Below are 24,870 nucleotides of genomic sequence, written 5' to 3' on the forward strand. Positions count from 1 at the left end.
AGGGGAGATTTAAACATGGCAACAAGAAAACTTTCTGAGTTGGCTAAGACCATCCGTAGCAAAAATGCAGGTACCGACAGAATTACCTTTGACATCATTTTTAGAGAAAAAGAAAACTACGACTTAGTCAGAAAAAGTGGTGCTCTCACACGGGAAACTGTGAAAGAGTTATTTGGTCTTACAGACAGTGATATCGCTGATTTCGTGGAATTTGATCCTGCTTTTGCTATTAAATTCACCATCAATAGAAAAAAACCCAGTGGAAGTGCCGGAGACAGCGATGTGTTCGGGAGCCAGCAATATCCTCCTTTACTGGATATCGAAATTCCAGTTTAACGGTTCACTCAAGGTATTCCTTATCCTGGCCCCCTCCAAAGGGAGGGAGCCAGGGGAATAAAAATAAAATGAGGTGAAATTATGGAAGAAAAGGAAATGGACCCAAAACCGGAAAGAAAAACGTCAAAACTGCTGCAAATTATTATCCCTATTGTTATCGGTCTAATCATCGCGTTTATTATTCCCAATCCCGAGGGATTACCAACGAATGCCTGGTATTATTTCGCTGCTTTTGTGACAATTATCTTAAGCGTCGCCTTGGAAGCCCTCCCTATGGGAGCCATCGGCTTAATTGGAATCTCTTTTATAGCTATCTTTAACCTTCTTGGTAAAAGTGGTAAAGACACGTTAAGTTGGGCTATATCCGGTTTTTCTAACAGTGTAGTCTGGTTGGTTTTTGCGGCCATGATCTTTGCTGTAGCGCTGAAGGACACCGGTATCGGACGTCGGATTGCACTTTTCTTCATCAAAATTTTAGGTAAAACCTCATTGGGCTTAGGTTATGCAGTCACCCTTGCCGACTTCTGCCTTGGTCCATTTATGCCATCGAACACAGCCCGCAGCTTCGGCACCATGTACCCAATCACCAGAGCCACAGCAGAAGCCTTGGGCTCTCACCCTGGTGAATCAGCGGGAAAGATCGGTTCGTTCCTTCTCTTTACATCCTTTACTGCCACCTTCATCTCCAGCTCCACCTTCCTGACTGCCGCAGCCATGACGGTTCTTGGGATTGAATATATTGCTGCAGCCACCGGGTTTACTCCGATTTCCTGGATGGGTTATCTTGTGGGCTTCATTCCCCAGGCCTTAATTCTATTAGTTACGACTCCGTTGATTGCTTATAAATTCTTCCCGCCTGAAATCAAGAAGTTCCCTGAAGCTCCAAACTGGGCTGCAGAACAGTTAAAAGAAATGGGGAAATTCTCGAAAAAAGAAATCACTACACTCATAATCTTCTTGTTCGCACTTGTCGCGTGGATCAGCATGGACGACATATTCCCTCCGGCTATGGTAGCCATTATGGCAGTTTCGGCAATGCTCTTAACCAAGGTTATTACTTGGGAGCAAGTCATTGAAGAAAAGTCAGCCTGGAATATTGTCATGGTGCTGGGTACATTGATTACTTTAGCTAACGGATTAAAAGATGTGGGATTCTTGGAATGGGTTTCTCAAGCTTCAGCGACTTATCTAGTTGGATTAGCTTTATCGCCGGTTGTGATCATGATTTTACTGGCTTTAATCGACTTCTTACTCCACTACCTCTATGTAAGTATCACTGCCCACGTTACCACTTTAATGCCTCTATGGTTGGCCGTAGTCTCTTCGATTCCTGGTTTCCCCGTACAACTGTTCGGAATGTTATTAATTCACACTAAAGAAGGCTTCGGAGCCTTGACGCCTTATGGTGCCGGTCATGGGGTCGGTTTCCTTCTCAGTGGCTATTTCCCTGACCACAAAAAGTTCTGGAAAGCCGAAAGTTTTTGGGCCTATACTTATTTTGCCTTGATGGTGGTTAGTATTCCATATTGGATATGGTTGTATGGTTGGATGTAATATAAATATTAACTCCAATGTAATTGAAAGATAGAAAGACAGCTTCTCGATAATCGTCATTATCGAGAAGCATTTTCACTTTGTAATATTATCATGTTTAGAGGAGGCTCGGTGATATATCTAAAAAAATTAAAAAGAATGAAAGTTGCTGCAAGGGCAAATGTGTCTGAGTTATTTTAATTGGATATACCCAGACTTCGCAGATATCTACAAGCGAAAGGAATGATCTTATGGAGAAGAAAAGGATGTCCCTTACCCTGAAGATATTTATCGGTATGACTTTAGGCATATTTTTTGGTTGGTTTTTCGGGGACAAGATTAGCTCTATAAAAATCATTGGTGATATTTTTCTGAGACTAATTCAAATGGCTATTATTCCTTTAATCTTCACCGGAGTGTCGTGCGCTATCGGTGGGTTGGGTGGAGATATGAAAAAGCTTGGCCGTTTAGGGTATAAGCTGTTGATTTTCTATGTAGGAACTACAATTATCGCCATTGTCATTGGTGTGGGGATCGGTAATATATTTCAACCAGGAACAGGTATTACTCCCCCGACCGACCTTCTTTCTTCTCCGGTAAGTGAAATATCTGCTCCCTCGATTTCAGAGGTTATTTTGAAAATGGTACCTAAAAATCCTGTAGATGCTATGGCTCGCCAAGATATGTTCCAAATGGTGATATTTTCTGCTTTTTTTGGCCTGGCTTTATCCATGTTGGGAGATGCGGGAACTCGGATTTTATCAGCGTTTAGCGTCATCAACTCCGCAGCAATTCAGATGATCACCATCATTATGAAAATGGCCCCTTACGCTGTGTTCGCTTTGATGACCTGGGTAACAGGAACTGTGGGGATTGAGGTTTTGATTCCTCTGGCAAAATATCTCGTTACTTTGATCATTGCTCTCATTTTACAGACATTTGTTATTTGCGGTATCGTAGTATGGGGTATCGCTCGAGTAAGTCCGATCCAATTCTATCGAAGAAGTCTGAATGCGATGATCGTGGCGTTTACCACATGTTCATCAGCGGCCAGTTTGCCCATATCCATTGAGACAGCCCAGAGAAACCTCGGTGTAGGTAAAACCATAAGTCAGTTCGCATTACCATTGGGGGCGACGATGAATTCGGATGGAACCGCAATGTTCCACGCTGTGGCCAGTATTATGATCGCTCAATTTTTCGGTATTGAGTTTGGACTAACAGAGCAAATCATGTTGGTTTTCTTTGCTGTGCTTATTGGTCTTGGTGGTACTGCAGTGCCCGGAGGAGGGATGGTGACCTTGGCTATTGTCCTCAACGCGGTTGGACTTCCTATTGAGGGAATTGCGTTATTGGCTGGAGTGGATCGGATTGCAGAGATGTTTCGTGCAGTATTGAATGTAACCGATGATTTATCGGGTGCAGTGGCTATTGCTGCCTGGGAAAAGGACTTTGACAAAGAAGTGTTTTACGGGAGAAAGGAAGCTGTTTTGGACTAAAGCTTGGCCGACTATGAAGAAAAATACCATAATTGAGCATCCTACGATGTCATATTAGAAGGGTAAAGACAGGATTATCCATTGATAGCCCGGTCTTTACCCTTCTTCGAGCGATTTTACATAGAAACCAAATCCGTTATAGTAAACTCAACGATTCCTTTACAGCACGGATAAACTCAGGAGTTGTCCCACAGCATCCGCCAAACCACTTCACACCCAGATTAGCCATAGCCTTTATATATCGGGCAAATTCCTTAGGCTCTACATCATAGACGGTTTGGTTATCGATCAATTTCGGCAACCCAGCGTTGGGCTGAACCAAAATAGGCAAATGGGTAGAAGACACCATAGTTTCAACAATGGGCAACATCTCACAGGGACCTAAAGAACAGTTGGCGCCAATAGCATCAACACCATACTCTTCTAAAGAAGCTGCTACCGTCTTGACATCGTTGCCCATTAAGGTTTTTCCTTGCTTTTGGAAAGTAAATGTACAGATAACGGGCAGGGAAGAATGATCCTTAGCAGCCTTAATGGCTGCTTTTACTTCAGTTAGGTCAAAAAAGGTCTCGATTAATACCAGATCGACTTTCCCGGTTAAAGTCGCTGCCTTGATTTGACGGGTGTATAAGTCATACACCTCTTCGAAGGATAAATCTCCCAAAGGTTCAACAAGCTCACCGGTTGGTCCCACATCTAAAGCGACCAGGTTATTTCCTGCTGCTTTTCGGGCAATGGCAATAGCTGACTGAACTACTTCCTCTACGGTATATCCGGTTCCTTTTAATTTCGTCTCAATGGCTCCAAAGGTATTAGTAGTGATAATATTGCTGCCGGCTTCGATGTATTTCCTATGGATTTCCTCGATAATCTCCGGTCTTGTTATATTCAATACCTCTGGGGGCTGACCGGGGTTAAGGTCATATTTTTGCAGCATGGTGCCCATTGCTCCATCAAAGATAAGATTTGATTCTTTATCTAGTATCACGAAAAAACCTCCCAAAAAAAGTATTGATGCCTATAGCGCTCATGATTTTCTGATTCTATTACAGTAAGTGATTCTCTAGTAGAGGTTATCTATAAAAATAACAACTATCCTTATTATAATAAAGAGAGAAATTCAGATTCGCAAGTAAACCTTTATTGAATATTGGATTCTAACTCAGGCTTTAATTGAATTCCCTTTTATTCGAGCGCTAATAATCAATTGTGCATTGACAATATACTAAATAGTCTATAAATTCAGAATATGTTACGTGCAACTTCTAAAACATAAGGAGGTAAAAGAATGATAAATTTCAGTAAATATAAAGACATTATTATTACTCATGGTCTCTGTAGTGGACTTAGTATTAAGATGAACGTCTATATCTACTTAGTGGATGGACTGCTTTTTGACACTGGACCATCTACCTTGCAAAAAGATACAGCGAAATTCTTCAGTCAGCAGACCATTGAACAAGTCGCTCTTACCCATGTCCATGAAGATCATTCCGGTATGGCCCATTGGCTGCAGAAGAATAAACTGGTACCCATCTATCTTCACTCTGAGGCTATTAAAACCGCGGAGAAAAGGGGAAGATATCGGCTATATCGTCGTCTTATCTGGGGAGGTCGAGAACCTTTTTACCCTCAAGCCATGCCGAAGGTGATCCGGACGGAGCGATACACTTTCGAGGCCATTGAGGCACCTGGCCATACGGAGTTCCACCATGTATTCTATGAGCAGGATCAAGGCTGGCTCATTACAGGAGATTTGTATATAGGTCGGAAAGTGGTCTTAGCTCTTTATGAAGAAAATATGCTTCAGATGATAGCTACCCTAGAAAAAGTACTGCAGCTTGATTTTGATACGATGTTTTGTTCCCATGCCGGGGTCGTTCTTAAAGGCAAGGAAAAAATGAGACAGAAGCTTGATTTTCTTACGGAATTGCAGGATAAGGTGAGGGAATTGAGGGCCAAAGGTCTTACCGATGGAGAGATTGATAAAATAATATACCCCAAAAAACAGGCCATCAAAACACTCTCTGGAGGGGAATGGTCATCCTACAATATCATTCATACTATTTAACAATAAATGGATTAAAATCGTTTGTTTTTCCATAATGTACATGTAGACCGTATTTTACTAATCATGGTAATCTGTTTAAGTAATTCTAAATTTTAGATAGCTAATTCATCTTACAGTTCTCACAGAGAGTGGTTTTGAACATAACCCGAGGATTTGAGGTCTCGTTTCATAAGAGAAAGAGCACCATGTAATGGAGGTGAGGTCATGTGAAGAGGATAATCCTTTTTTTAGCATTGGTATTGGCAATGGTAAGCTCAATTGCAGCAGGGACACTTGCATCTTATACTGTCGCCATCGACAACCTTGCTGGAGGCAGTGTGGTGGCTAAGGAGTTTATTTTTGTCGGTGAAGGAACGGACACCTTTCAAGAAGGGTTAAAAATAGCACCTTCGGAGACTCTTCAATGGCAGTTTAAAGTGAAGAACTATGAAAAGTATGTGATATCTGAGACAGATATTTACTATAAACTTACATTTAGTATATCCGCTTCCCCAGGTAAAAAGGCTATTGAGCCCCTCACAGTAACTGTGAGAGATGGAATGGGGACTATTCTGAACCAGGTAACGGGGGTTGGGACATTTGATCTTTTAGGATCCTTCCTTCTTGCTGAAACAGGTCAAGAACGAGATATATTGGTGGAGATTGCTTGGCCCAGCGAAAGTAAGTCGGATAAGGATTATGCTGGGGAAAAATTTGGTACCAGTATCATAGTGGATGCCCAGGCTTCCCAGGTGCCCTTGGACAGCAGTCCAAACCCGGAAACTCCTGAACCCGAGCAGGGTCAGGTAAGCGTGCTTTATGAAACCACTCCCCCTTGGCAGAACGGGCAAAGCGGAGAGTATCAATATCAATATAAGATTACCATCACCAACAATTCCTCTGTACCCATCGAAGATTGGTTTATGACCTTCCTCCTCCAAAGCGATCGGTTGAATAATGCCTGGAATGCCAAGTTAATATCGCGTTCACCCCAAGGAATTTATCGATTTGAAAACCCAGCCTATAACAACGTGAGTATGGACAACATCTTACCCGGACAAAGCGTATCTTTTGGAGGATTGGCCAGTGGGATGGGTGTGGATACACTCCAAAATATTGGTGTTGGTGGTAGTAACACAGGTCTTATCTCTAACGTTAATGTGATACACCAACCTTAATGAATTGAAGGAGGAGGGGTTATGAGGACAAAGGTTATTCTGATTTTTGTACTAACGGTTATGGTTCTTAGTTCCTTAACGGTGGGTACCCTTTCTAATTATAACAGTGTGTCTAGTTTTGGAATAAGTATTACACCCCATTAAAAATAAAGCATAACATCATGGAGGAAGTAACTAATGAAAAAAGTACTAAGCATAGTCGCGCTCGCTTTAGTGGTATCCACATCCATCATTTCCGGAACTTTGGCTATATACACCACACATATTGATGCATTGGCTCAAGGAAGTGTGGTGGCTAAGGAGTTTATCCTTACTAAAGGAGGGACAGATACCTTTGTTGAAAATGTTAAGATTGCCCCTTCTGAAACCATGAGTTGGCAGTTTAGCGTTAAGAATTTTGAAGATACTGTAGTCAGTGAAACGGCTATGGACTTAGATATTGATGTGGATGTACTAGCTCCTAACGGCAAAAAAGCCATTGCGCCCTTGGTATTCACAGTAGAAAATTCTGCGGGGGATATAATAGGTACAGTAAACTCCGAAGGTAAAGTAGAGATTAATGACCAATTTGTTCTTAGTGCCCAAGGACAGGAAAAGGTCTATACCGTATCAGTCAACTGGCCAAGTAATACTAATGTAGATATTAACTATGCAGGGGCAGGCTACGGGACAGCCATTCAAGTCTCTGTGACCGGTATCCAAAAGTAGTTTGATTCCCATAAAGGTTTAATTTAAGGAAGAAAACGAAAGCGAGTTTCGTTAGCGTATAGATAGAGTTCAAGAAGCGGAAGTGTTAGTATGACCTAATACTTCCGCTTTTAGATTCTTTTTAATGATAACTTAAGTGCAATACTTCTTTAAAGATATAGACCAAAGCTTTGCTGGGGTTGGGGACTTCAATGCCCATAGTTAACAGCAGAGAGAGAATAAAGCCAATCGACAGGAAAAAGGTGACTGTAATGAGTTCCCGCCAATGTTTTTTTTGAATTAAGTTAGGTATTTCAAATAGTACCACACCTAAAAAGACTATGACCAAGAGAAGAATGTTCACCCTTTAACCCTCCTGTTTTTGCTTAGGTAATTTTCGAAATTTAGCCAGTAATAATGTGAGGATGGGAAGGAAAACTTCAAAGGGAAGAGCAAAGAATGGCCATACGTCCACAGTGGTATCAATATTTAATAGAGAAGGTTCATGAACAATTAAGCTTAAGCAGATGCCGATAATTCCTAAGGGGACTACTAAGGGGAGATAAGAGTGCAGGCGTAGGAGCTGAGCTATACTTAAAACCGTCACATAATAAAAGAGACTGCTCTTAATAAACAGCATAATAATCAATGCAATGGCATACAGCACTTCTAATCGCGTAAGAAAATTACCGATATCAATTAAGCGAATGCTCTCATAAGAGGGAGAGGTTAGCATGCCGACTAAAGGACCCAGCACCGTGGTATTTCGAATGATAGGTAAAAGTAAGAAAAGTGATCCAAAACTGAAGCCAAATAAGATGGATCGTGGAATTTGCTTTGTGTTATTGACACTGGGCAGGAAAAATAAGAAGATAACGATTTCCAAGTATGGGATGGTAAGCATGACGTGTACGCCTTGAATAAAATCAGGCATGGGTGTGTCAAAAAGGGGGATAAGATTTGAAAAATCCATCTCTGGAATGAGTAAAATCATGGTCGAAAAAGTGATAAACAGAGTGATTGCAACAAAGAGTGGATTAACCCGAACAATAACTTCTAGGCCTGACCTTACGGCCCAAGTACACACAAAGGTGAACATGAGCAGAACAATCCACATAGGGGTTTCGGGAAGAAGGTACGTTAGCGAAAAATCTCCCACATAAACGAGATTATAGATGAGAAGATTGAAGACAAAGATGATGTAGGTCGCCGAGATCAATTTGCCAACAAAAGGACCGTATACTATATCGTGGATCTCTATCAAGTTGTTTTTTGGGAATCTCTGAGCAAGGTGGATATAGACTAAAACCATAGGCAAGCTGAGAATGAATGCAATAATGACAGCAAGCCAATTATCTTGATTAATGATTTGTGTAGAATAGGGTACTGTAACGAGGCCCCCCGTGACAAAACCGATGACTAAAAAGTTGAGCTGTGAACTTGAAATAATTTCCTTCTCAAACTTTATCAATACTCTCTACTCCTTATCTGGTACGGGAGGATAGTGTGCCCTGCCCGAACGTTCGATGCTGGCATCCACAGTGACTTCTACTATAATCTCTGAAAAAACTTCATCCCAACGCTCCTTCATATCCTTCCACTCTTTGAGGTGCTCTTTGCGCACAACCTCACCAAAACCGAAAATATCCGCATTGAGTTCTTGAGCCTTTCTGAATGCCGCCAGAACCTCATCTTGAATGGCTGCGGCCGTATTTCGCTCAAGAGCTTCGACTTTTTCTTTTGTTCTAAAACTTTCTGCACAATATTGAGCAGCAAGTGCACCTTTTTCACGAATATAAACCCTCATAACCACCCGGTTATCCCGTATCTCTGCGCTGACTTTAGTCTTAGAATCAATAAGTTCTATGCTGACTTTACCATCACCCTCTGGACACTCCACATCGATAATGCCACTCTTTACTTCATCCTTTACCCATAAAAGTCCACGGGTTTCATATTTATTTAGCTCTCCAACGAGCTTATCGTCTTTAAAAATTGCCGTTCCTTTGACCTGAAGTGATTTCTTATCCCCTTTACCGACAATTTCAACTAGGGGTGCAGTCGGTGCAGTGGTTCGATCAATCAGAGCGGTTAAAAAGTCATTGAGTTGATTTGTACTGGTCTGAGAGTTTGGGTCTTGTTCATCAAGTAGTTTAGAAATATTGATTGCAGGAATTCTATCTATTACAGGTTCAATATCTAAAACATCCCTAGCGTTACCTTCAGAGACAACGAGCCAAATGTTTAATCGAGTTTCATGGTCTCGAATAAAAAAGTCAAGTTCCTCCTGAATACCTTCCTTGGCATAGTCTCGCCCGAGAATTAGCACTTGAATATGAGGAAAATAGAGTTTGCGGTTAGATATATGGGTGAAGTCACGTAGAATCGAAAAAAGAGTATTTCCAGTATTTTGGATGTTCCAAAATGCTTGGGCATTCGATCTAGCTGGGGATGATTGGAGCTCTTTAGGATTTGCGACTTGTGCAGTGACAAGGAGTTGATTCGATACTTGTGTCTTATCAATACTTAACCCCATGACAATAGCTAAAGTGTTTAATTCTCGTTGATTCCAACACCCTGTCATACTCAAAACCAATATTATGCATAATAAGAGAACGAATAGAGAGTACTTTCGGCTTTTCATAGATATTTTACTCCATCGATTATTGCCTTTAACCTATTGATCTGGATCGTCTTGCCGCTTTTCGTCCTTTGAAGGAGGTGTCGGCTTCAATCTAAAAGCTTGTCTCTGGGGATCATTCCATCCAATCAAACGCGGACGGGTAACCATAGTCCATAAAGGAAATCGAATAATAGTGTCCTTCAAATCTAAAGGAGTGAGTGGGGCAATGGGTGAAAAAAAGGGAGTACCAAAAGATCTCAGTGATGCAAGATGGACTACGATTCCAATAAATCCTATCATGATTCCAAAAATACCCATGGTTCCTGCGAGAAGAACCATGATTAACCGCAATATGGCTCCTGAGTCTGTTTGAGCAGGGACTACAAAGCTGGCAACGGCTGTTAAAGATATGACGATAACCATAGGCTGGCTGACAAATCCGGCTTGGACAGCGGATTCGCCGAGAACCAAAGCCCCCACGATACTGACTGCTTGACCAACAGGGCGGGGCAGCCGTATCCCGGCTTCTCTAAGGATCTCGAAGACCGCTCCCATGGATAAGGCTTCGATAACGGCAGGAAAGGGCACATCCTCCTCAGAGGCAGCCATGGTAAACAGTAATGGAGTAGGAATTAATTCTTGATGAAAGGTGCTCAAGGCGACAAAAATTGCCGGTCCTAAGATAGAAATAAAATAAGATAGAAAACGGGTCATTCGCACGATACCCGCAAAGTAGGGGCGGGAATAATAATCTTCAGTACTCGCGAAAGTCTCTATGAAGAGCAGGGGAACAGTTAACACGAAAGGAGTCCCATTAATTAAAAGAGCTGCACGCCCTTCTAGGATTTTTGCTGCGACAGCATCGGGTCTCTCGTTGTTTCCTACTGTAGAAAAGATCGAAAAAGGAGCATCTTCAATAAATTGTTCGATATAACCTGACTCAAGAATGGCATCAGTATCAATTCGATCGAGTCTACGTTTGATCTCATCGATGAGTTGGGGATTTGCTATTCCTTTGATGTAGGCTATGCAGACGGCTGTTTTGGTTTCTCGGCCTATTATTGTGGTATCAAAGGTAAGATCTGAATTTCTAATATAGCGTCTTAAAAGGGATATATTCGTAAGTAAATTTTCCGTAAACCCTAAACGAGGGCCTCGAACAACGGTTTCAGTTTTAGGCTCCTCAAGGCTTCGGGTCTCACCACCATCTGTCCCAATGAGTAAAGCTTCATTTAAGCCGGAGATGAGCAAACCGATATAGCCTGTCAGGCATCTCTCGATGATTTCATTAATTGTGGCAGCTGTATAGACTTCATCAACCGAAAGCATTGTCGTCTTAATACTGTTGATATTAAAGGTTTTTCTTTCCTCTTTTTCGATGAATCGGGTATCAAACATCAGAGGTTTCATTATGCTTTCGTTCAAGAATGTTTTGTCGATCATACTCGTTAGGAAGACAAGTGCGCCTTTAAAATTTCCCTGAGGACCGAAATCAAATTCGCGTATTGTTAAGTCATAACTTGACCCGAAAATAGTTTTGATGTCCTCAAGATTCTTATGGAGATCTTGTGAGAGATTGGAGGTGGAATACTCACAGATCTTCTTTTGCTCTTTATAAGTATTTAAATGCGTCAACTTCATAACTTGGAGCTGCTTTTTAATATATTGAAACACTTTACATAACCTGCCTAAAATTGTTTCGGTCTTTTCTATAATGTGTAGTTATTGAAAATAATAAACGGGAGATTAAAAATTATTTATCATATCCAAGCATCGAAAAAAACGGCTAGGATATACTAGTAAACAAAATAAGGGAATGAAAGGACCGGACAATGTCCTCCACAAAACACACAACTCGGCAGCAAATAGAAGACATGCGCAAAGAGATTCAGGCTAAAAAACTAAAGAAGTCTGATCTACATAACAACAAGAATCTTAAAGTGGACAGACTGGGAGGTAGAAATGATCTTCTAAAAGCTTTAAGTAGAATGCTTTTTGGCGTTATAGTTGTGACTTTACTTTTTTCCTTAGTGTCTATCAATATGGCTAAGGGTAGGGGAGAAGTTCCCAGTATTTTTGGCTATTACTTATTTGTGATTGAATCAGGAAGTATGGAGCCTACCTTAAAGGTAGGCACAGTCATTCTTTCTCATGAACCTAGAAATCCGGAAAGATTAGAAAAAAATGATATCGTAACATTTCAGACTCTATCCGGTGCCATCATAACCCATCGCATTATTGAAGTGCTCGATGAAGGAGCGGGAAGTATAGGTTATCTGACCAAAGGAGATAATCCCATCAACGTGATCGACCAGGAGGTACTTACCCCTGAGCGGGTGATTGGAGTATTTATAGCACGACTACCTTTATCTTAAAGATTAATAACATTGAATGCTGGAGATACAGAATTTATATAAGGGCTATAAAACTGGAGGATAAAAGCCTATGGAGAGTTTGACTGTGTCTCAAAAGGTCGTACTGATGGAAAACCTCTCATCGGCTGAGTATTTATTACGAGAGGGAGAAAGCCTTCAGCAAGTATTGAAGGATATTAATCTTCAAATCAATAGGGCTGAGATATGGGGGATCATAGGGACATCCTGTTTCGAAATCAAGCTTTTGTTGGAGATCATGGCCAATATTCGACCCTACGAAAGTGGACGCTGTGTCTTAGTAGAACGGGGCATGATGAGGCTAAAACGAGTGATATTAAAGCATGTGTTTTATATTGGTAACTCAGACATGCTCTATAACACTATGAATGTACTAGAATTTCTCATGCTCGCCACTGCTAAATGGAAGATAAATGCTGTGGAGAGACAGGAGCAGATTTTTGAGTTGATCATCAAAATTGGCTTGGGTCATCTTTCTCTTACGACCATAGGCCTGCTTACAAAAGAGGAGAAGGCGGTAGTCACTTTAGTTGCGGCAGCTTACTCAGATGCCCAGATGATTGTCTTTAATCTTCCTGAATATGAGTTTGACTCAATCCTTATAGAGGTTATCGCCAATATGGCTGACTTCATTAAAGAACTTGGGAAAACACTTGTTGTAGCTACCCCTATCTGTCCATTGATTGAAAAGGCTTGTACACATATAGCTGTATTGGCAGAGGGGCGTTTAATCCATCAAGGTCTTGTTCAGGATTTTCGTGATCAGTATGACAAGGTGGAAATGATTCTTAGGGATGAGGACCTTGCAGGTGTAAAGGAAGCCCTTCGGGCAATTCTTCCCAATCATCAGCTGGTTGTAGAACATGACCGTTTATTAATTAAGGGAGAAACTTCTTTGCGCAGTGACCTGGAGGTGATTTATAAAAGGATTATTGACTCGGGATATTTTCCTCAGTCCATAGAGAAGAACAGCAAAACAGTAGAATATGCCTTGGAGGAGCTTATGAGGCAGTATGATTTACCGGAATAGCTTTTTAAAGAAGGAGCTTCGTCAAGCTTATACAGAAAATAAGATCAGCACCAACCGGAAAATTTCTTTTGCGCTTTTTCTGGGGCTGATTTCTTTCGCCCTTTATTTTGCCTTTCAGACCTTACAGGAAAGCGTCCTCTCAGATGCAGTCCCTGAGATCATGCAGCCCAGCTACTTTTCCACCCTATATATCTATATTCATCTTGCCTATTTTTTGTCTGCTGGGTATTACATCATCTACTATGATACCCTTTTCTTTTCAGAAATCAGAAAGAATTCATGGTATTTGATGATCCATATGGGCTATACCCCGGCAGGGATGTTTTTTTCTAAGCTTTTGGCTTTGGGGTATACCTCCTTGTTTGTCTACACTTTGGGATTTGTAGCCATACTATTGTTTACAAGTCTCTTGAAGTTTCCCCTCATTATTGCCTATCTCCCATCACTTTTCCTGGTAGGGTTAATAGACTTAGTGCTGCTCACTATACTATCCATGGTTTTTTCCCTCTATGTCAGAACCATCATCAATGCTCGGTACGGGATTGGGATATCGGCTTTTCTTATTCTCCTGCTGAAAATAGTCCTGGGACACTATGATGTCATAAGCAATAGGGTAGCTATGCAGAATATCTTCAATCTCTTTGACATGAGTCTTTCTCTCTATCTTCCTTTTTGGGTCATTGTCGTCATCATCTGTGGGCTGGTTTGCCTTTTTCGAGCAGATAGTCTTGCTCGATATTATAATTTGTCTGAGGACTTGAGTCTTCTGCCACCGGATGCTTCGGTGATCCTCATGGACTCTAAGACAGGGAAGAAAGAGCTTATTGCCGTCGGTGGGAAGCAGGTCATGGAGCGCAAGCTCATCCATAAAGTGGTCACGGTATTGGTGACTGCTTTTATTGGCGTTGCCCTAGCTATTAACGTGTTCATTATTGTTATCAATGCCTCTACTACAGGTCAGGAAGTAAGTATCCGAGGGGTTATCCCCTTTATTTTCCAGTCCAACACTATGGAGCCGGAGATTATGGTAAATGATTTAACTTATTTTCAAAAGCTCGATCCTCAATACCCTTTGAAGATAGGACAGATCATCTTGTTTAAAGAAAATAATGTATTTTATATAGAAAGGGTTGTAGCAATCCAGGGAAATAACCTTGTGGTGGATATCGATAATTACCCACCCATGTCTCAGGTCGGAGCTATGAAAAAGACCGTGCCACGGGAGAATATCCATGGCGTCTATAGCGGAGGGAATCGCTGGCTGGGAGCGTTGATTCTTTTTGCCAACACGATTATGGGGAGGATACTATTCTTATTAATACCGGCAATCTTGCTGTTCTACCATGAGCAGATTGTTAAACTATTAAAAGGATAGTGCATGAAGGCTTGTCGCTGCTTTTCTAATTAGTGGGGCGAAGTTATATAGCTCTGATATTTTTTGCAGAATGGAATACCTAAAATCAACTTAATATTTATTAATTGATAATGTGAAAGTTTTAGCGTATAATAAATGTGAAAAAATTGTGAAATTGATATGACATATATTGGTTTTTAATGATATAAATGATGATGAGTTGATTAATAATTTAGTCAGCTTACTTTGAGTTTAAAAAACTTTTCATAATTTGTATGATCGAAGGGAGATTGAAAATGTCGTTAATTCAGTTGGATGGTTGTGGTTTAGAGGAGTTAATTTATGACATTGGGGAAGGGTGCTTAATCTTTTTTTACAAGAACGACTGCTCTGCTTGTAAGGAAATGATTCCTATGTTGGAAGAATTGCAGCCTAAGTACAAGGGCCAATTTGGTTTCTATTATGTGAACATCGATGAGAACAAAGAAGTCGTTAACTGCTTTAAATTAGACCAAATTCCTGAGGTGCTTTTTTTCAAAGATGGAGAATACCAAGGTAAGCTCTGTGGCGAATTTAATCAAGGCCAAGTCGTAGAAAAGATTCAAGATAATCTCATGTGGGTCTGATCTAAATAATCAATACTATTTGATGCAATTATTGGAGAGGAGAATTTATAAGAGATGAGTAACTCATACGACTTAATTATCATTGGAGGAGGTCCGGCTGGGCTTGCAGCAGGAATTTATGGAGGAAGAGCGAAACTTAGGACCTTGATCATTAATAAGGGAACCGTTGGCGGAATGGTGGATACCACTCGTGAAATTGTGAATTATCCTGGTTATATCCATACCAGTGGTCCAGATCTTATGAGTGATTTCAAAAAACATGCCGAAAGTTTTGGGGTGGAGTTTTTAAAAGATGAAGTGGTGAGCACTGATTTTTCCCAGGATCTTAAAAAAGTAACTACGAAAAAGAAGAAAGAATTTTATGGAAAGGCAGTAGTCATCGCTACAGGAACTCAACCAAGGCTTCTCAATATTCCCGGTGAAAAAGAATTGAGGGGCAGCGGTGTCGCTTATTGTGCTACCTGTGATGCGGAATTCTTCCAGGACGAAGACGTGGTTGTAGTAGGCAGCGGTGACCAGGCCATTGAAGAAGGCATGTTCATTACCAAATTTGCTCGTAAGGTTACGGTCATTGTCCTTCATGATGAAGGAGTTTTGGATTGCAATAAAGTCAGTGCTGAAAAAGCGTTCCAAAATGAAAAGATGGAATTTGTCTGGAATTCCACTTTGGAAGCCGTCTTAGGTGAGGACAATGTGGAAGGGGTCAAGGTTAAAAATCTAAAGACGGGGGGCTCTTCAGTACTTCCATGTCAAGGGGTGTTCTTCTTTGTAGGTATGATCCCTGCTACTGAATTCCTCAAAGAGAGTGGAATTAAGATGGATCGCCGATGTTATATTCCCGTTAACGACTTAATGGAGACGAACCTCCCCGGCGTCTATGCAGTGGGAGACAATCGAGTTAAATACCTCAGGCAGGTGGTCTCAGCGGCAGGTGATGGTGCTACAGCTGCTGTGGCTGCTGAGCGATATATCGAAGAACTGGAGGCATTCCAAAAGAACATCCTCCATAGCGAGAAAAAAGTCTTGTTGGCTTTTTTCAATGCTGCCAATACAGCGAGCTTGGAGTTCACTGCCCTGATGGAAGAGCTGATTCAGGAATATGGTGATTCGTACAAATTGGTCAAAGTGGATATGGCAACAAAGAAAAATCTTGCTGAAAAATACGGTGTAGCGAATGCTCCTGCCGTTGTGGTACTGGACAAAGGCGAAAAGGTCAAGGAACTGGAGTGCAGCATAGATAAAGAAGTGTTAGCGGAACAATTAGGTAAAGAATAAGATCGAAGTCGTAGGATTATTAAGGGAATGGTTCCTGAATGAAAGGTAGAGAAGTTAAAAAGAGGCATGGGTTTTCCAGAGGGAATGCCCATGCCTCTTAATATTATTCAAGTAAATATTATCTGTCCACCGGCAGAAAGATTATAAAAATCACCCACTGTAAGAATACTGCTCAGTTGATCGCAAAAGTCTTCTTTCTTTAACTTAAACATTTCCACAGTGGCTAAACAGGCATAGATTTTTCCGCCGGCATCAGAAATCATTTCTATAAACTCCGGAATCGGTGGAATATCCAATTCCTCCATTTGTTTCTTCATCATCAAGGTGGCAAGGGAGGACATTCCGGGTAGGATTCCGATCAGGGAGGGGATGCCCATGGCGGGATTGCCCACGGTAGCCACTTTAATAGAATCCATTTTGCTCTTTGTGATGGTGTTCAAACCGAAAAAAGTAAAGAAGAGATTAGCCTCAATTCCCATCATTCGTGCTCCATTGGCCATGATTAATCCTGGGTAGATTCCTTCCAAGGAACCCTTGGAAATAATAATGGAGACCTTTTTGATTTTTTCTTCGTCGGCCATACTCATTCTCCTCTCTAAACACAACTCACAGGTTTGCTTAAGCCACCAATTTTTGTCGCTTTAAGAAGAGGACCTTCGGGGAAAAGTGCATAGAGTTCTTGAGTTCCAATATTGCCCACTTTGTTCACTCTACGGATGGTTGGAATTTTTCCTGTCTCAGCAAAGTCCTTCTGTAGGAATTCAATGACCTTCCAATGTCCAGAGGTGAGACCTTCAATCCCCAGTTCTTTGGCGATTTCCGAGGCAATGTCCCTGTTCCATTGGGATTGGTTTACCAAGTAGCCTTCTTGGGTTACATCGACGGTATAACCTGCAATAACTTTTTGCATCCAAATTCCTCCTTTTGCTTTAGGGTTGATAGAGATCATCCAGCCTTTTCCCGCTGGTTTTCATTTCGGCGGGAACTGTGGGGATGGGGATACCTCTTAAAAGCATGTTCCAATAAATTGCTTTAAAAGCCAGTTTTCCCAGGTGATTGATTTTCGTCTCTTTGAGAAGGGAGAAGGGCCCAATTCCAGGTAGAGGGAAGGTACCTTCAACGGGTTCAAGTTCATAATTGAAATCGATTAAGAAGGCTTTGTCGTAGCCTGACTCGATGAAGCAGTTAGCATGACCATCAAAATGGGCGGTTAAGGGTTTGTTAGCAATATAGCTCAAGATATTCTCAGTTAAGATCTCCGCTTGGAAATGAGCGACAGAGCCGGCCTTAGAAGCAGGAAGATCGGAAGCATCCCCAATGACAAAGATGTTTTCGTACTTCTTAGTTTGCAGGGTATGCATATGGGTGGGAACAAAATTCAATTCATCACCTAGGCCGGAGCGGTCAATCAAAGAACTACCCATATTTACAGGTACGGTAACGAGAAGATCATAATTCACTTCCTTACCATCCACTGAAATGAGTTTCTTGTTTTTGGCATCCACATGAGGAATGCTGAAGTTATTAATCAATTGAATCTTTTTCTGGGGAAATAAATGTCCAAGGACGTCTGCACATTTTGGCTTTGTAAAGGCACTATCTAGAGGAGTAACATAGAGGAGTTCTACTTTGTCACGAATTTTACGCTTTTCCGCAAAGAACCAGTCCGAGAGAAAAGCAAACTCCAAAGGTGCAACAGGGCATTTAATCGGCATTTCACTAATGTGAACAACCAATCTTCCCCCAGGCCAATCTTTTAACTTATCCCTAAGTGCCTGTGCACCTTCAAAGGTATAGAAATCAAAGATGTCTTTTCGCCAGCCATCCATGACACCGTCCACTTCTTCGGGGACTATTTCACAACCTGTGGCGATAACCAGTAAGTCATAGGGAAGGACCCAGCCATTAGATAGCAATACCTGATTTTTTTCTGCCTCGATTAATTCGATTGGAGATTTGATATATTCCACGCCCTTGGGAATAAAGTCTCTCGTTCTTTTTATCACATCCTTTTCTGAATAAAGATCAAAGGGGATAAAAAGAAAGCCTGGCTGATAATAGTGTTTTTCATATTGGTCCACTATAGTGATAGCCCAATTCTTTTTATCCAACTTTCGTTGAAGGTGATTGGCCATCATTGTACCGGCTGTACCAGCCCCTAGAATGAGTACTCTTTTCATTGAACTGCCCCCATTCCAATCATTCGTTAAACTTTAGGATATTGTCCAGAATTTTTGATACTTCGGTTTTGAGATCTTTTTCTTCGGAGATTACCTTATCTAAGCAACGATCAACGAAATGTCTATTCAACATGTTCTTGACTTTGTTCATAGAGCTGGTAACTGCTGAAATCTGTACAAGGATATCGGCACACTCCTTTTCCTCCTCTATCATTTTTTCGATGCCGCTGATATGCCCCTTTATGGTTCTTAAACGTATAAGGATGTCCTCTTTTTCACTTATAGCCATATAACCACTCCTTATATTAAATATCCGATAAAATATAAACGTCGTATTGGAATTCGATACTCCACTTATTTAAAAAGAAAATTTAGACTTAACGTAACGGTGTAAACAACCAGATTATATACCTACCGGGGGTAGGGGGGTTCTTGGATTTAGTATACTATTTCACGAATGGTTCTGTCAATAGAATAGTTACTAAAAATTCAGAAAAATTCTGCGCTCTTTCGACAACTTGGGGCTTTTGTTGTGGGGGCTTTTGGAAATGATAACTCGAAAAGGACATAAGCAAACCCCGGAGACGATTTTAGTCATCCAGGGTTTCGACTTTCAAGATTGAATTTCTTTCCGGCTGCTAAGATTGCAAATCTTGTTGAATTTCCTGTTTAACCTTTTGTGCTTCGGATTGAGTGCTTAAGGAAGAGCTCATGGCATTGGATTGCATACCCTGGCTGCCAGCACCGGCAGAACCAGCTTGACCTTGAGCAGCAGACTGTAAATCATTTTGGATTTCTTTCTTTACTCTTTGGACATCTGAACTGTAGCTTTGACTTTGGTTTTGACTTGGGTTTTGGTTTTGGTTTTGGTTTTGCATAATATTTACACCTCCTGTAATAATGTGTCCAAAATAGTTCCAACTATATGTGGGAAATTATGGTATAACTATACTCGCGAAAACTAATTTGGATAAAGATGAGTACAAGAGTTTTTTGTAGTTACTGAAAAAGAACAATGTTGGATATACTTCATGATCTTATTTAAAATGGACTTGGGATTGTGGTAAGAGCATAGACTATTATTAGGAGTCGAAAAAGGAAAGGATGAAAGGTATGAGCATGAAAGTGCCCGCCTGCTATAGGAGCTTTGGGTTAAAGAGTTTATCGATGGAAAATATGGCTCTGACTGATGAAACTTCTACTAATGAAAAAGGGATGGACAAGAATGCAGTTTCCTTTAAAGAATCCATCAGTCGTCCCCGGAATCAAAAGAAAAATCGTAAATATAAAGCTCCTACCTTGAGCGTCAGAGGGTAAGAGGAAGTTACTTTCTCAATTTTAAAGACCGATTAGAATTTACTCTTAATCGGTCTTTCCTCGGTTTATATCAGTTGAGCTTACAGCGGCTCATCACGCACTGATCCTGATACGATTTACGTATTGGATAAGCTGGTCGATAAATTCCCTTTGCATTTCGTTCCGTGGGGTGTCCTCGCAGTAAACCCAGCCGAGAATAAACTTTGGGGTATTCTCGATGGGTATGGTGACCACAGAATTTCTTTTTTCGAAGTATTCCGCAAAACTGTTGGAGAAACCAATGGCTAAGCCGCTGGCAATAGTTTCTCGATAAAGTTTCGAGTTGCCGGTCCTTAACATGACCTTAACCTCTCCGAAAGGTTTGAGTAATTCACAAAGCTGGGATGCATTTTGTCCCACATCATATAAAGCAAGGGGATATTTAGCTAGTTCTGAAGGGTTTACAGATTTTCGATTGGCTAATGGTGAAGACTTTGTAACACAGATTAATTGCTCGCATTCAAAGAAAGGCTGAAATGTCAAATTAGCATTGGAAAAATCCTTGTGATTTAGTCGGTCGCTTAAACCGCTGAACAACCCAATGGCATTTCGGTCCTCACGAATCTCTTCAATAATTTCCTGAGGAAGCTTTTCATTAATGACAAGATTAGCATTAGGGTGTTTTTGGGTGAATCGACATATAATATCTGGTAACAAGGTGCCGGATAAAAAAGGCGTTGTAAGTAAAGTGATTCGTTTTGAGCTTTTTAGAAAAGGATTATCCCCAGCTGTTTTGGCAATATCAATGAGTTCGTCATAGGTAACAAGAAGTTCTTTTGCCTTCTCGACAATCCTTTTTCCGGTTTGAGTAAGATAAATTTTATTGCCAGTTCGATTAAGTAAAGGAACCCCCAGTTCCTTTTCCAATTGTCGGATAGCTTGACTTAAGCCCTGTTGAGTAATGTACAAGCGTTCGGCAGCATGACTAATGGAACCGGTTTCAGCGACGATGGTAATATACTTTAGATGATCAATTCTCATAGGAGCACCTCCTATAGGGTAATGGCGACATAGTTTTGCTTGTGTATATTATAGCATGATGCTTTCAGCTAAAGTAAGACTTACATCTTTATATTTTTCTATAGATGATAGCAGTTTGTGTTATAGATAGCTTTATCTTGGGTACAACAAAAAGTTGTGAAGGTTGCAAGTTATTGGTGCTTGTCATGTTAGCCGTAACTTATTAAAATTGTGATTGAGGGGATTATCACAGATTGGGAATCTATGTAAAAAGTAAAGTTAAATTTTTAAGACTGGGGGACTGTAAAAAATGTCATTAACAAGGTTGGATTCTAAAAGTTTTGAAGAAAAAATTTATGATAATGGGGAAAAATGCCTGGTAATTTTCTCCAGAAAGACTTGCCATGTTTGTAAAGAAGTTGTCCCTGTTCTCGAAGAATTAGCTCCAAACTATGAGGGTGAATTCGGATTTTATTATGTTGATGTAGAGGATAATAAGGATTTGTATCAATCTTTTTCCCTTAAAGGTGTTCCTCAAATTCTTTTTTTTAATGATGGGGAGTACTTTGGAAAGTTTGCCGGGGAAGTGGAAGAAGAGCAAATTCAAGAAAAGATTTCTGAAATCCTGGGATAATGCTTGGGACAAAAGAGAGAGGGTTTAGACATGGATAACTGCTATGATTTGATTATAATTGGCGGAGGTCCTGCTGGACTTACAGCAGGAATCTACGGAGGAAGAGCAAAGCTTAGGACGTTGATTATCAATAAAGGGACCATCGGTGGTATGGTAGATAATACACGTGAAATCGTAAACTACCCAGGATATATTAATACCAGCGGTCCAGAGCTCATGGGCGATTTCAAGAAACATGCCGAGAGCTTTGGCGTAGAGTTTCTTAAGGATGAAGTGGTGAGCGCAGATTTTTCTCAAGATCTTAAAAAAGTCACCACCAAGAAGAAGAAAGAACTCTATGGTAAGGCAGTCATAGTTGCTGTAGGAACTCAACCCAGACTTCTTAATATTCCCGGCGAAAAGGAATTACGGGGTAATGGGGTAGCCTATTGTGCTACATGCGATGCTGAGTTCTTCGAAGGCGAAGATGTAGTCGTGGTAGGCAGCGGGGATCAAGCCATTGAAGAAGGAATGTTTATCACCAAGTTTGCTCGTAAGGTCACAGTCATTGTCCTTCATGACGAAGGGGTCTTGGACTGCAATAAGGTCAGTGCTGAAAAAGCCTTTCAAAATGAGAAAATGGAGTTTGTTTGGAACTCCACTTTAGAGGCGGTCTTAGGTGATGAAAATGTGGAAGGGGTGAAAGTCAAGAACCTAAAGACAGGTACTTCATCCATCCTTCCCTGCCAAGGCGTATTTTTCTTCGTGGGTATGATTCCGGCCACTGAATTCCTAAAAAATAGTGGGATTGAAATGGATCACCGAGGCTATGTTCCCGTCAACGACTTAATGGAGACTAATCTATCCGGAGTCTATGCCGTTGGTGATAACCGAGTGAAATATCTTAGGCAGGTTGTCTCTGCTGCGGGAGATGGTGCCACTGCCGCTGTGGCTGCAGAACGCTATATTGAAGAACTTGAGGCCTTCCAAAAGAACATCCTGAGCAGTGAGAAGAAGGTCTTACTTGCATTCTTTAATGCAGCTGACACGCAAAGCTTGGAATTTTCTTCATTAATGGAGGAGCTTTATAAAGAGTATGATGAAGACTATAAATTGGTGAAAGTTGATATGGCGACCAAAAAGAGTCTCGCTGAAAAATATGGTGTAACCAATGTCCCCGCCGTTGTGGTACTGTACAAAGGAGAAAAAGTTAAAGAATTGGAATGCAGCATGGATAAAGAAGTCTTAGCTGGACAATTATAATAAAAGGTATAGCTTACCTGTGATTCCTTGAAATAGTAAAGTAAGCCTTAATAGGGTTTTGATAAAATGTGGTAGAGAGGATATCTCGGAATGGGAGTATCCACGCTCTACCACTTTGTTTTACATTAGGGAAATTGACTTTAGTCAAAGATACATTCCTTGCTGGATGAGGCTTTTAACTACTCAACTTTAGGCAAGGTAGCGAAACTCTTTTCCAGATCTTCATCCGTAGGAATAAAGTCGGTCATAGTGCCTGCGTTATAGCTCATATATGCAGCCAGATCGAAGTATCCGGTACCTGAGAGTCCAAAGAGGATGGTTTTCTTCTCGCCGGTTTCCTTACATTTGAGGGCTTCATCCATAGCGGCTCGCAGTGCGTGGGAAGATTCAGGAGCGGGGAGAATTCCTTCACTGCGGGCAAAGAGAGTAGCGGCATCGAAGATCTTAGACTGCTCAACAGCCCGAGCTTCCATAAGACCATCATGATAGAGCTTAGATACGATGCTGCTCATGCCGTGGTAGCGAAGACCACCGGCATGGTTGGGAGAAGGGATAAATCCTGAACCTAGGGTGTACATTTTCAGCAGTGGGGTAGTTTTTCCTGTGTCGCCAAAATCATAGGCATATTTGCCACGGGTCAAAGATGGACAAGAGGCAGGTTCTACGCCGATAAAGTTAATATTGTTTTTTCCTTGGAGTTTATCCCCGAGGAAGGGGGCAATCAGACCCGCGTAGTTTGAACCGCCCCCTACACAACCGATGATGATATCAGGCTGGATACCGTACTTCTCGCAGGCAATCTTTGTCTCTTCACCAATCACTGTCTGGTGGAGAACCACATGGTCAAGGACACTACCCAAGACATAGCGGCAATTCTCAGACCTTACAGCCATTTCAATGGCTTCGGAGATAGCACATCCTAGGGAGCCGCCGGTACCGGGATTTTCGGCGAGGATCTTTTTGCCGATTTCTGTGGTGTCAGAAGGAGAGGGGATGACCTTGCCGCCATAGGTCTCAATCACAGCCTTTCGATAAGGCTTCTGCTCAGAGGAGATCTTCACCATATAGACGGTGAGATCAATTTGGTAATAGGCACAGGCCATGGATAGAGCCGTACCCCATTGCCCGGCGCCGGTCTCTGTGGTGAGGGAGGTTAAGCCCTGTTTTTTAGCATAGTAGACTTGAGCGGCAGCGGAGTTGAGCTTGTGGGAGCCGGAGGTATTGGTTCCCTCAAATTTATAGTAGATCTCTGCGGGAGTATCCAGCAACTTCTCCAGGCAATAGGCTCGGACCAGAGGAGAGGGTCGGTACATCTTGTAGAAGTCCCGAATACCTTCAGGGATCTCAATAGTGAGGTCTTTAGTGTTTAATTCCTGCTCAATTAACTCGTCACAAAATACAGGTCGCAGGTCTTCGGCAGTGCAGGGTTTCAGGGTCCCTGGGTGAAGCATAGGAGGGGGAAGCTCTTTCATCACAGCCTTCAGGTTGTACCAGTTTTTCGGCATTTCCTCCTCAGAAAGATAGATTTTGTAAGGTACTTTCGTCATGTGGCTTCATTCCTTTCGTTTATTTAGTTAAGTATTTTAAAAGCTCCATTTTTATTGAAGCTTTTCTATCCAGAAAATAGGAAATTAAAAAAGTCTTTGTCCCCTTATAGGACAAAGACTTCTAATCTCTGCGATACCACCTGCATTGCGCAAAATACGCCACTCATTTCGTATACCATCATATACGCTTCATGGATAACGGGTGAAGTTCCCGGCTAGCATACTTTTACCATGATATTCATTATTCATAGCCTATCCATGTAATTTCTGCATTGCCCTCATGAGCCCATTCGTGATAAGTCTACTTGTACTGCAATCCCACCTTCTGCAGCTCTCTGAACCTGAGTTCTTATCCTACTACTCTCAA

General features: G+C 41.4%; 27 protein-coding genes. 15 read left to right on the forward strand and 12 right to left on the reverse strand.

Translation table 11 applies throughout. The features are described from left to right. Positions 1-15 precede the first annotated feature (15 nt). The 3 genes from DESDE_RS03435 to DESDE_RS03445 all read left to right on the forward strand — a co-directional run bounded on the left by DESDE_RS03435 (position 16) and on the right by DESDE_RS03445 (position 3,368). Positions 16-336, forward strand: a complete 321-nt coding sequence (locus DESDE_RS03435) for a DUF4387 domain-containing protein (protein WP_014792645.1) — start codon at positions 16-18, stop codon at positions 334-336. An 81-nt stretch (positions 337-417) separates the two neighbouring features. Then, positions 418-1,890, forward strand: a complete 1,473-nt coding sequence (locus DESDE_RS03440) for a DASS family sodium-coupled anion symporter (protein WP_014792646.1) — start codon at positions 418-420, stop codon at positions 1,888-1,890. Between the two features lie 230 nt (positions 1,891-2,120). After that, on the forward strand, positions 2,121-3,368 hold the full coding sequence (locus DESDE_RS03445) for a dicarboxylate/amino acid:cation symporter (RefSeq protein ID WP_014792647.1): 1,248 nt from the start codon (positions 2,121-2,123) through the stop codon (positions 3,366-3,368). A 136-nt stretch (positions 3,369-3,504) separates the two neighbouring features. On the opposite strand, the gene DESDE_RS03450 is transcribed toward DESDE_RS03445, so the two are convergent. Further along, the gene (locus DESDE_RS03450; RefSeq protein ID WP_014792648.1) at positions 3,505-4,356 is read right to left on the reverse strand and encodes a homocysteine S-methyltransferase family protein; all 852 of its coding nucleotides are present in this window, start codon (positions 4,354-4,356) and stop codon (positions 3,505-3,507) included. A 300-nt stretch (positions 4,357-4,656) separates the two neighbouring features. On the opposite strand from DESDE_RS03450, the gene DESDE_RS03455 reads away from it, so the two are divergent. The 4 genes from DESDE_RS03455 to DESDE_RS03465 all read left to right on the forward strand — a co-directional run bounded on the left by DESDE_RS03455 (position 4,657) and on the right by DESDE_RS03465 (position 7,304). After that, entirely contained in the window at positions 4,657-5,439 is a 783-nt protein-coding gene (locus DESDE_RS03455) for an MBL fold metallo-hydrolase (protein ID WP_014792649.1), read from the forward strand. Positions 5,440-5,645: 206 nt separating this feature from the next. Then, positions 5,646-6,596 (forward strand): cellulose binding domain-containing protein, encoded by a 951-nt coding sequence (locus DESDE_RS03460; protein ID WP_014792650.1) that lies wholly within the window; start codon positions 5,646-5,648, stop codon positions 6,594-6,596. 21 nt (positions 6,597-6,617) lie between these two features. Beyond that, positions 6,618-6,740 carry a hypothetical protein gene (locus tag DESDE_RS22670; protein ID WP_014792651.1) on the forward strand — a complete coding sequence of 41 codons (123 nt, stop codon included), beginning with the start codon at positions 6,618-6,620 and terminating at the stop codon, positions 6,738-6,740. 33 nt (positions 6,741-6,773) lie between these two features. After that, on the forward strand, positions 6,774-7,304 hold the full coding sequence (locus tag DESDE_RS03465) for a hypothetical protein (protein ID WP_014792652.1): 531 nt from the start codon (positions 6,774-6,776) through the stop codon (positions 7,302-7,304). Between the two features lie 121 nt (positions 7,305-7,425). Here the strand turns inward: DESDE_RS03465 and DESDE_RS03470 are convergent, their stop codons facing one another. Genes DESDE_RS03470 through DESDE_RS03485 form a run of 4 tightly spaced genes read right to left on the reverse strand, consistent with a single transcriptional unit; the run spans position 7,426 to position 11,580 of the window. Then, the gene (locus DESDE_RS03470) at positions 7,426-7,647 is read right to left on the reverse strand and encodes a hypothetical protein (protein WP_014792653.1); all 222 of its coding nucleotides are present in this window, start codon (positions 7,645-7,647) and stop codon (positions 7,426-7,428) included. A gap of 3 nt (positions 7,648-7,650) precedes the next feature. Continuing rightward, positions 7,651-8,754 (reverse strand): GerAB/ArcD/ProY family transporter, encoded by a 1,104-nt coding sequence (locus DESDE_RS03475; protein ID WP_014792654.1) that lies wholly within the window; start codon positions 8,752-8,754, stop codon positions 7,651-7,653. Positions 8,755-8,760: 6 nt separating this feature from the next. Next, complete coding sequence (locus DESDE_RS03480; RefSeq protein ID WP_014792655.1) at positions 8,761-9,927, reverse strand: Ger(x)C family spore germination protein; 1,167 nt, start codon at positions 9,925-9,927, stop codon at positions 8,761-8,763. 33 nt (positions 9,928-9,960) lie between these two features. After that, positions 9,961-11,580 (reverse strand): spore germination protein, encoded by a 1,620-nt coding sequence (locus tag DESDE_RS03485; protein ID WP_014792656.1) that lies wholly within the window; start codon positions 11,578-11,580, stop codon positions 9,961-9,963. A gap of 158 nt (positions 11,581-11,738) precedes the next feature. Between DESDE_RS03485 and DESDE_RS03490 the strand changes: the two genes are divergently transcribed. From DESDE_RS03490 to DESDE_RS03510, 5 genes are all read left to right on the forward strand, one after another. Then, on the forward strand, positions 11,739-12,281 hold the full coding sequence (locus DESDE_RS03490; protein WP_014792657.1) for a signal peptidase I: 543 nt from the start codon (positions 11,739-11,741) through the stop codon (positions 12,279-12,281). Positions 12,282-12,351: 70 nt separating this feature from the next. Beyond that, complete coding sequence (locus DESDE_RS03495) at positions 12,352-13,329, forward strand: P-loop NTPase family protein (RefSeq protein ID WP_014792658.1); 978 nt, start codon at positions 12,352-12,354, stop codon at positions 13,327-13,329. After that, positions 13,313-14,704 (forward strand): S24/S26 family peptidase, encoded by a 1,392-nt coding sequence (locus DESDE_RS03500; protein WP_014792659.1) that lies wholly within the window; start codon positions 13,313-13,315, stop codon positions 14,702-14,704. Before DESDE_RS03495 ends, DESDE_RS03500 begins: the two co-directional genes overlap by 17 nt. Before the next feature lie 275 nt (positions 14,705-14,979). Continuing rightward, positions 14,980-15,309, forward strand: a complete 330-nt coding sequence (locus DESDE_RS03505) for a thioredoxin family protein (protein ID WP_014792660.1) — start codon at positions 14,980-14,982, stop codon at positions 15,307-15,309. A gap of 54 nt (positions 15,310-15,363) precedes the next feature. Further along, positions 15,364-16,584: an FAD-dependent oxidoreductase gene (locus DESDE_RS03510; RefSeq protein ID WP_014792661.1), complete on the forward strand. Its 1,221-nt coding sequence runs from the start codon at positions 15,364-15,366 to the stop codon at positions 16,582-16,584. A 107-nt stretch (positions 16,585-16,691) separates the two neighbouring features. Here DESDE_RS03510 and DESDE_RS03515 read toward each other — a convergent pair whose 3' ends face one another. The 5 genes from DESDE_RS03515 to DESDE_RS03535 form a co-directional block, all read right to left on the reverse strand. Continuing rightward, a complete protein-coding gene (locus tag DESDE_RS03515) occupies positions 16,692-17,165 on the reverse strand; it encodes a DsrE/DsrF/DrsH-like family protein (RefSeq protein ID WP_014792662.1) in 474 nt (157 codons plus the stop codon). 14 nt (positions 17,166-17,179) lie between these two features. Continuing rightward, positions 17,180-17,494 carry a TusE/DsrC/DsvC family sulfur relay protein gene (locus DESDE_RS03520; protein WP_014792663.1) on the reverse strand — a complete coding sequence of 105 codons (315 nt, stop codon included), beginning with the start codon at positions 17,492-17,494 and terminating at the stop codon, positions 17,180-17,182. Positions 17,495-17,513: 19 nt separating this feature from the next. Further along, entirely contained in the window at positions 17,514-18,764 is a 1,251-nt protein-coding gene (gene sqr, locus DESDE_RS03525; RefSeq protein ID WP_014792664.1) for a type III sulfide quinone reductase, selenoprotein subtype, read from the reverse strand. Positions 18,765-18,783: 19 nt separating this feature from the next. Then, complete coding sequence (locus DESDE_RS03530) at positions 18,784-19,053, reverse strand: metal-sensing transcriptional repressor (RefSeq protein ID WP_014792665.1); 270 nt, start codon at positions 19,051-19,053, stop codon at positions 18,784-18,786. A 349-nt stretch (positions 19,054-19,402) separates the two neighbouring features. Then, positions 19,403-19,642 carry a hypothetical protein gene (locus tag DESDE_RS03535; protein WP_014792666.1) on the reverse strand — a complete coding sequence of 80 codons (240 nt, stop codon included), beginning with the start codon at positions 19,640-19,642 and terminating at the stop codon, positions 19,403-19,405. Between the two features lie 235 nt (positions 19,643-19,877). Here DESDE_RS03535 and DESDE_RS03540 point away from each other — a divergent pair, with 235 nt between their 5' ends. Further along, complete coding sequence (locus DESDE_RS03540) at positions 19,878-20,081, forward strand: hypothetical protein (protein WP_014792667.1); 204 nt, start codon at positions 19,878-19,880, stop codon at positions 20,079-20,081. 93 nt (positions 20,082-20,174) lie between these two features. Here the strand turns inward: DESDE_RS03540 and DESDE_RS03545 are convergent, their stop codons facing one another. After that, positions 20,175-21,101, reverse strand: coding sequence for a LysR family transcriptional regulator (locus DESDE_RS03545; RefSeq protein WP_014792668.1), 927 nt, complete (start codon positions 21,099-21,101; stop codon positions 20,175-20,177). A 289-nt stretch (positions 21,102-21,390) separates the two neighbouring features. Here DESDE_RS03545 and DESDE_RS03550 point away from each other — a divergent pair, with 289 nt between their 5' ends. Together DESDE_RS03550 and DESDE_RS03555 are read left to right on the forward strand one after the other, a co-directional pair. Further along, positions 21,391-21,714, forward strand: coding sequence for a thioredoxin family protein (locus tag DESDE_RS03550; protein WP_014792669.1), 324 nt, complete (start codon positions 21,391-21,393; stop codon positions 21,712-21,714). A gap of 30 nt (positions 21,715-21,744) precedes the next feature. Then, positions 21,745-22,956 (forward strand): FAD-dependent oxidoreductase, encoded by a 1,212-nt coding sequence (locus DESDE_RS03555; protein WP_014792670.1) that lies wholly within the window; start codon positions 21,745-21,747, stop codon positions 22,954-22,956. A gap of 179 nt (positions 22,957-23,135) precedes the next feature. On the opposite strand, the gene DESDE_RS03560 is transcribed toward DESDE_RS03555, so the two are convergent. Next, entirely contained in the window at positions 23,136-24,503 is a 1,368-nt protein-coding gene (locus DESDE_RS03560) for a TrpB-like pyridoxal phosphate-dependent enzyme (RefSeq protein WP_014792671.1), read from the reverse strand. Positions 24,504-24,870 lie beyond the last annotated feature (367 nt).

Source organism: Desulfitobacterium dehalogenans ATCC 51507 (assembly GCF_000243155.2).
In the GTDB taxonomy this organism is placed as follows: Bacteria; Bacillota; Desulfitobacteriia; order Desulfitobacteriales; family Desulfitobacteriaceae; genus Desulfitobacterium; species Desulfitobacterium dehalogenans.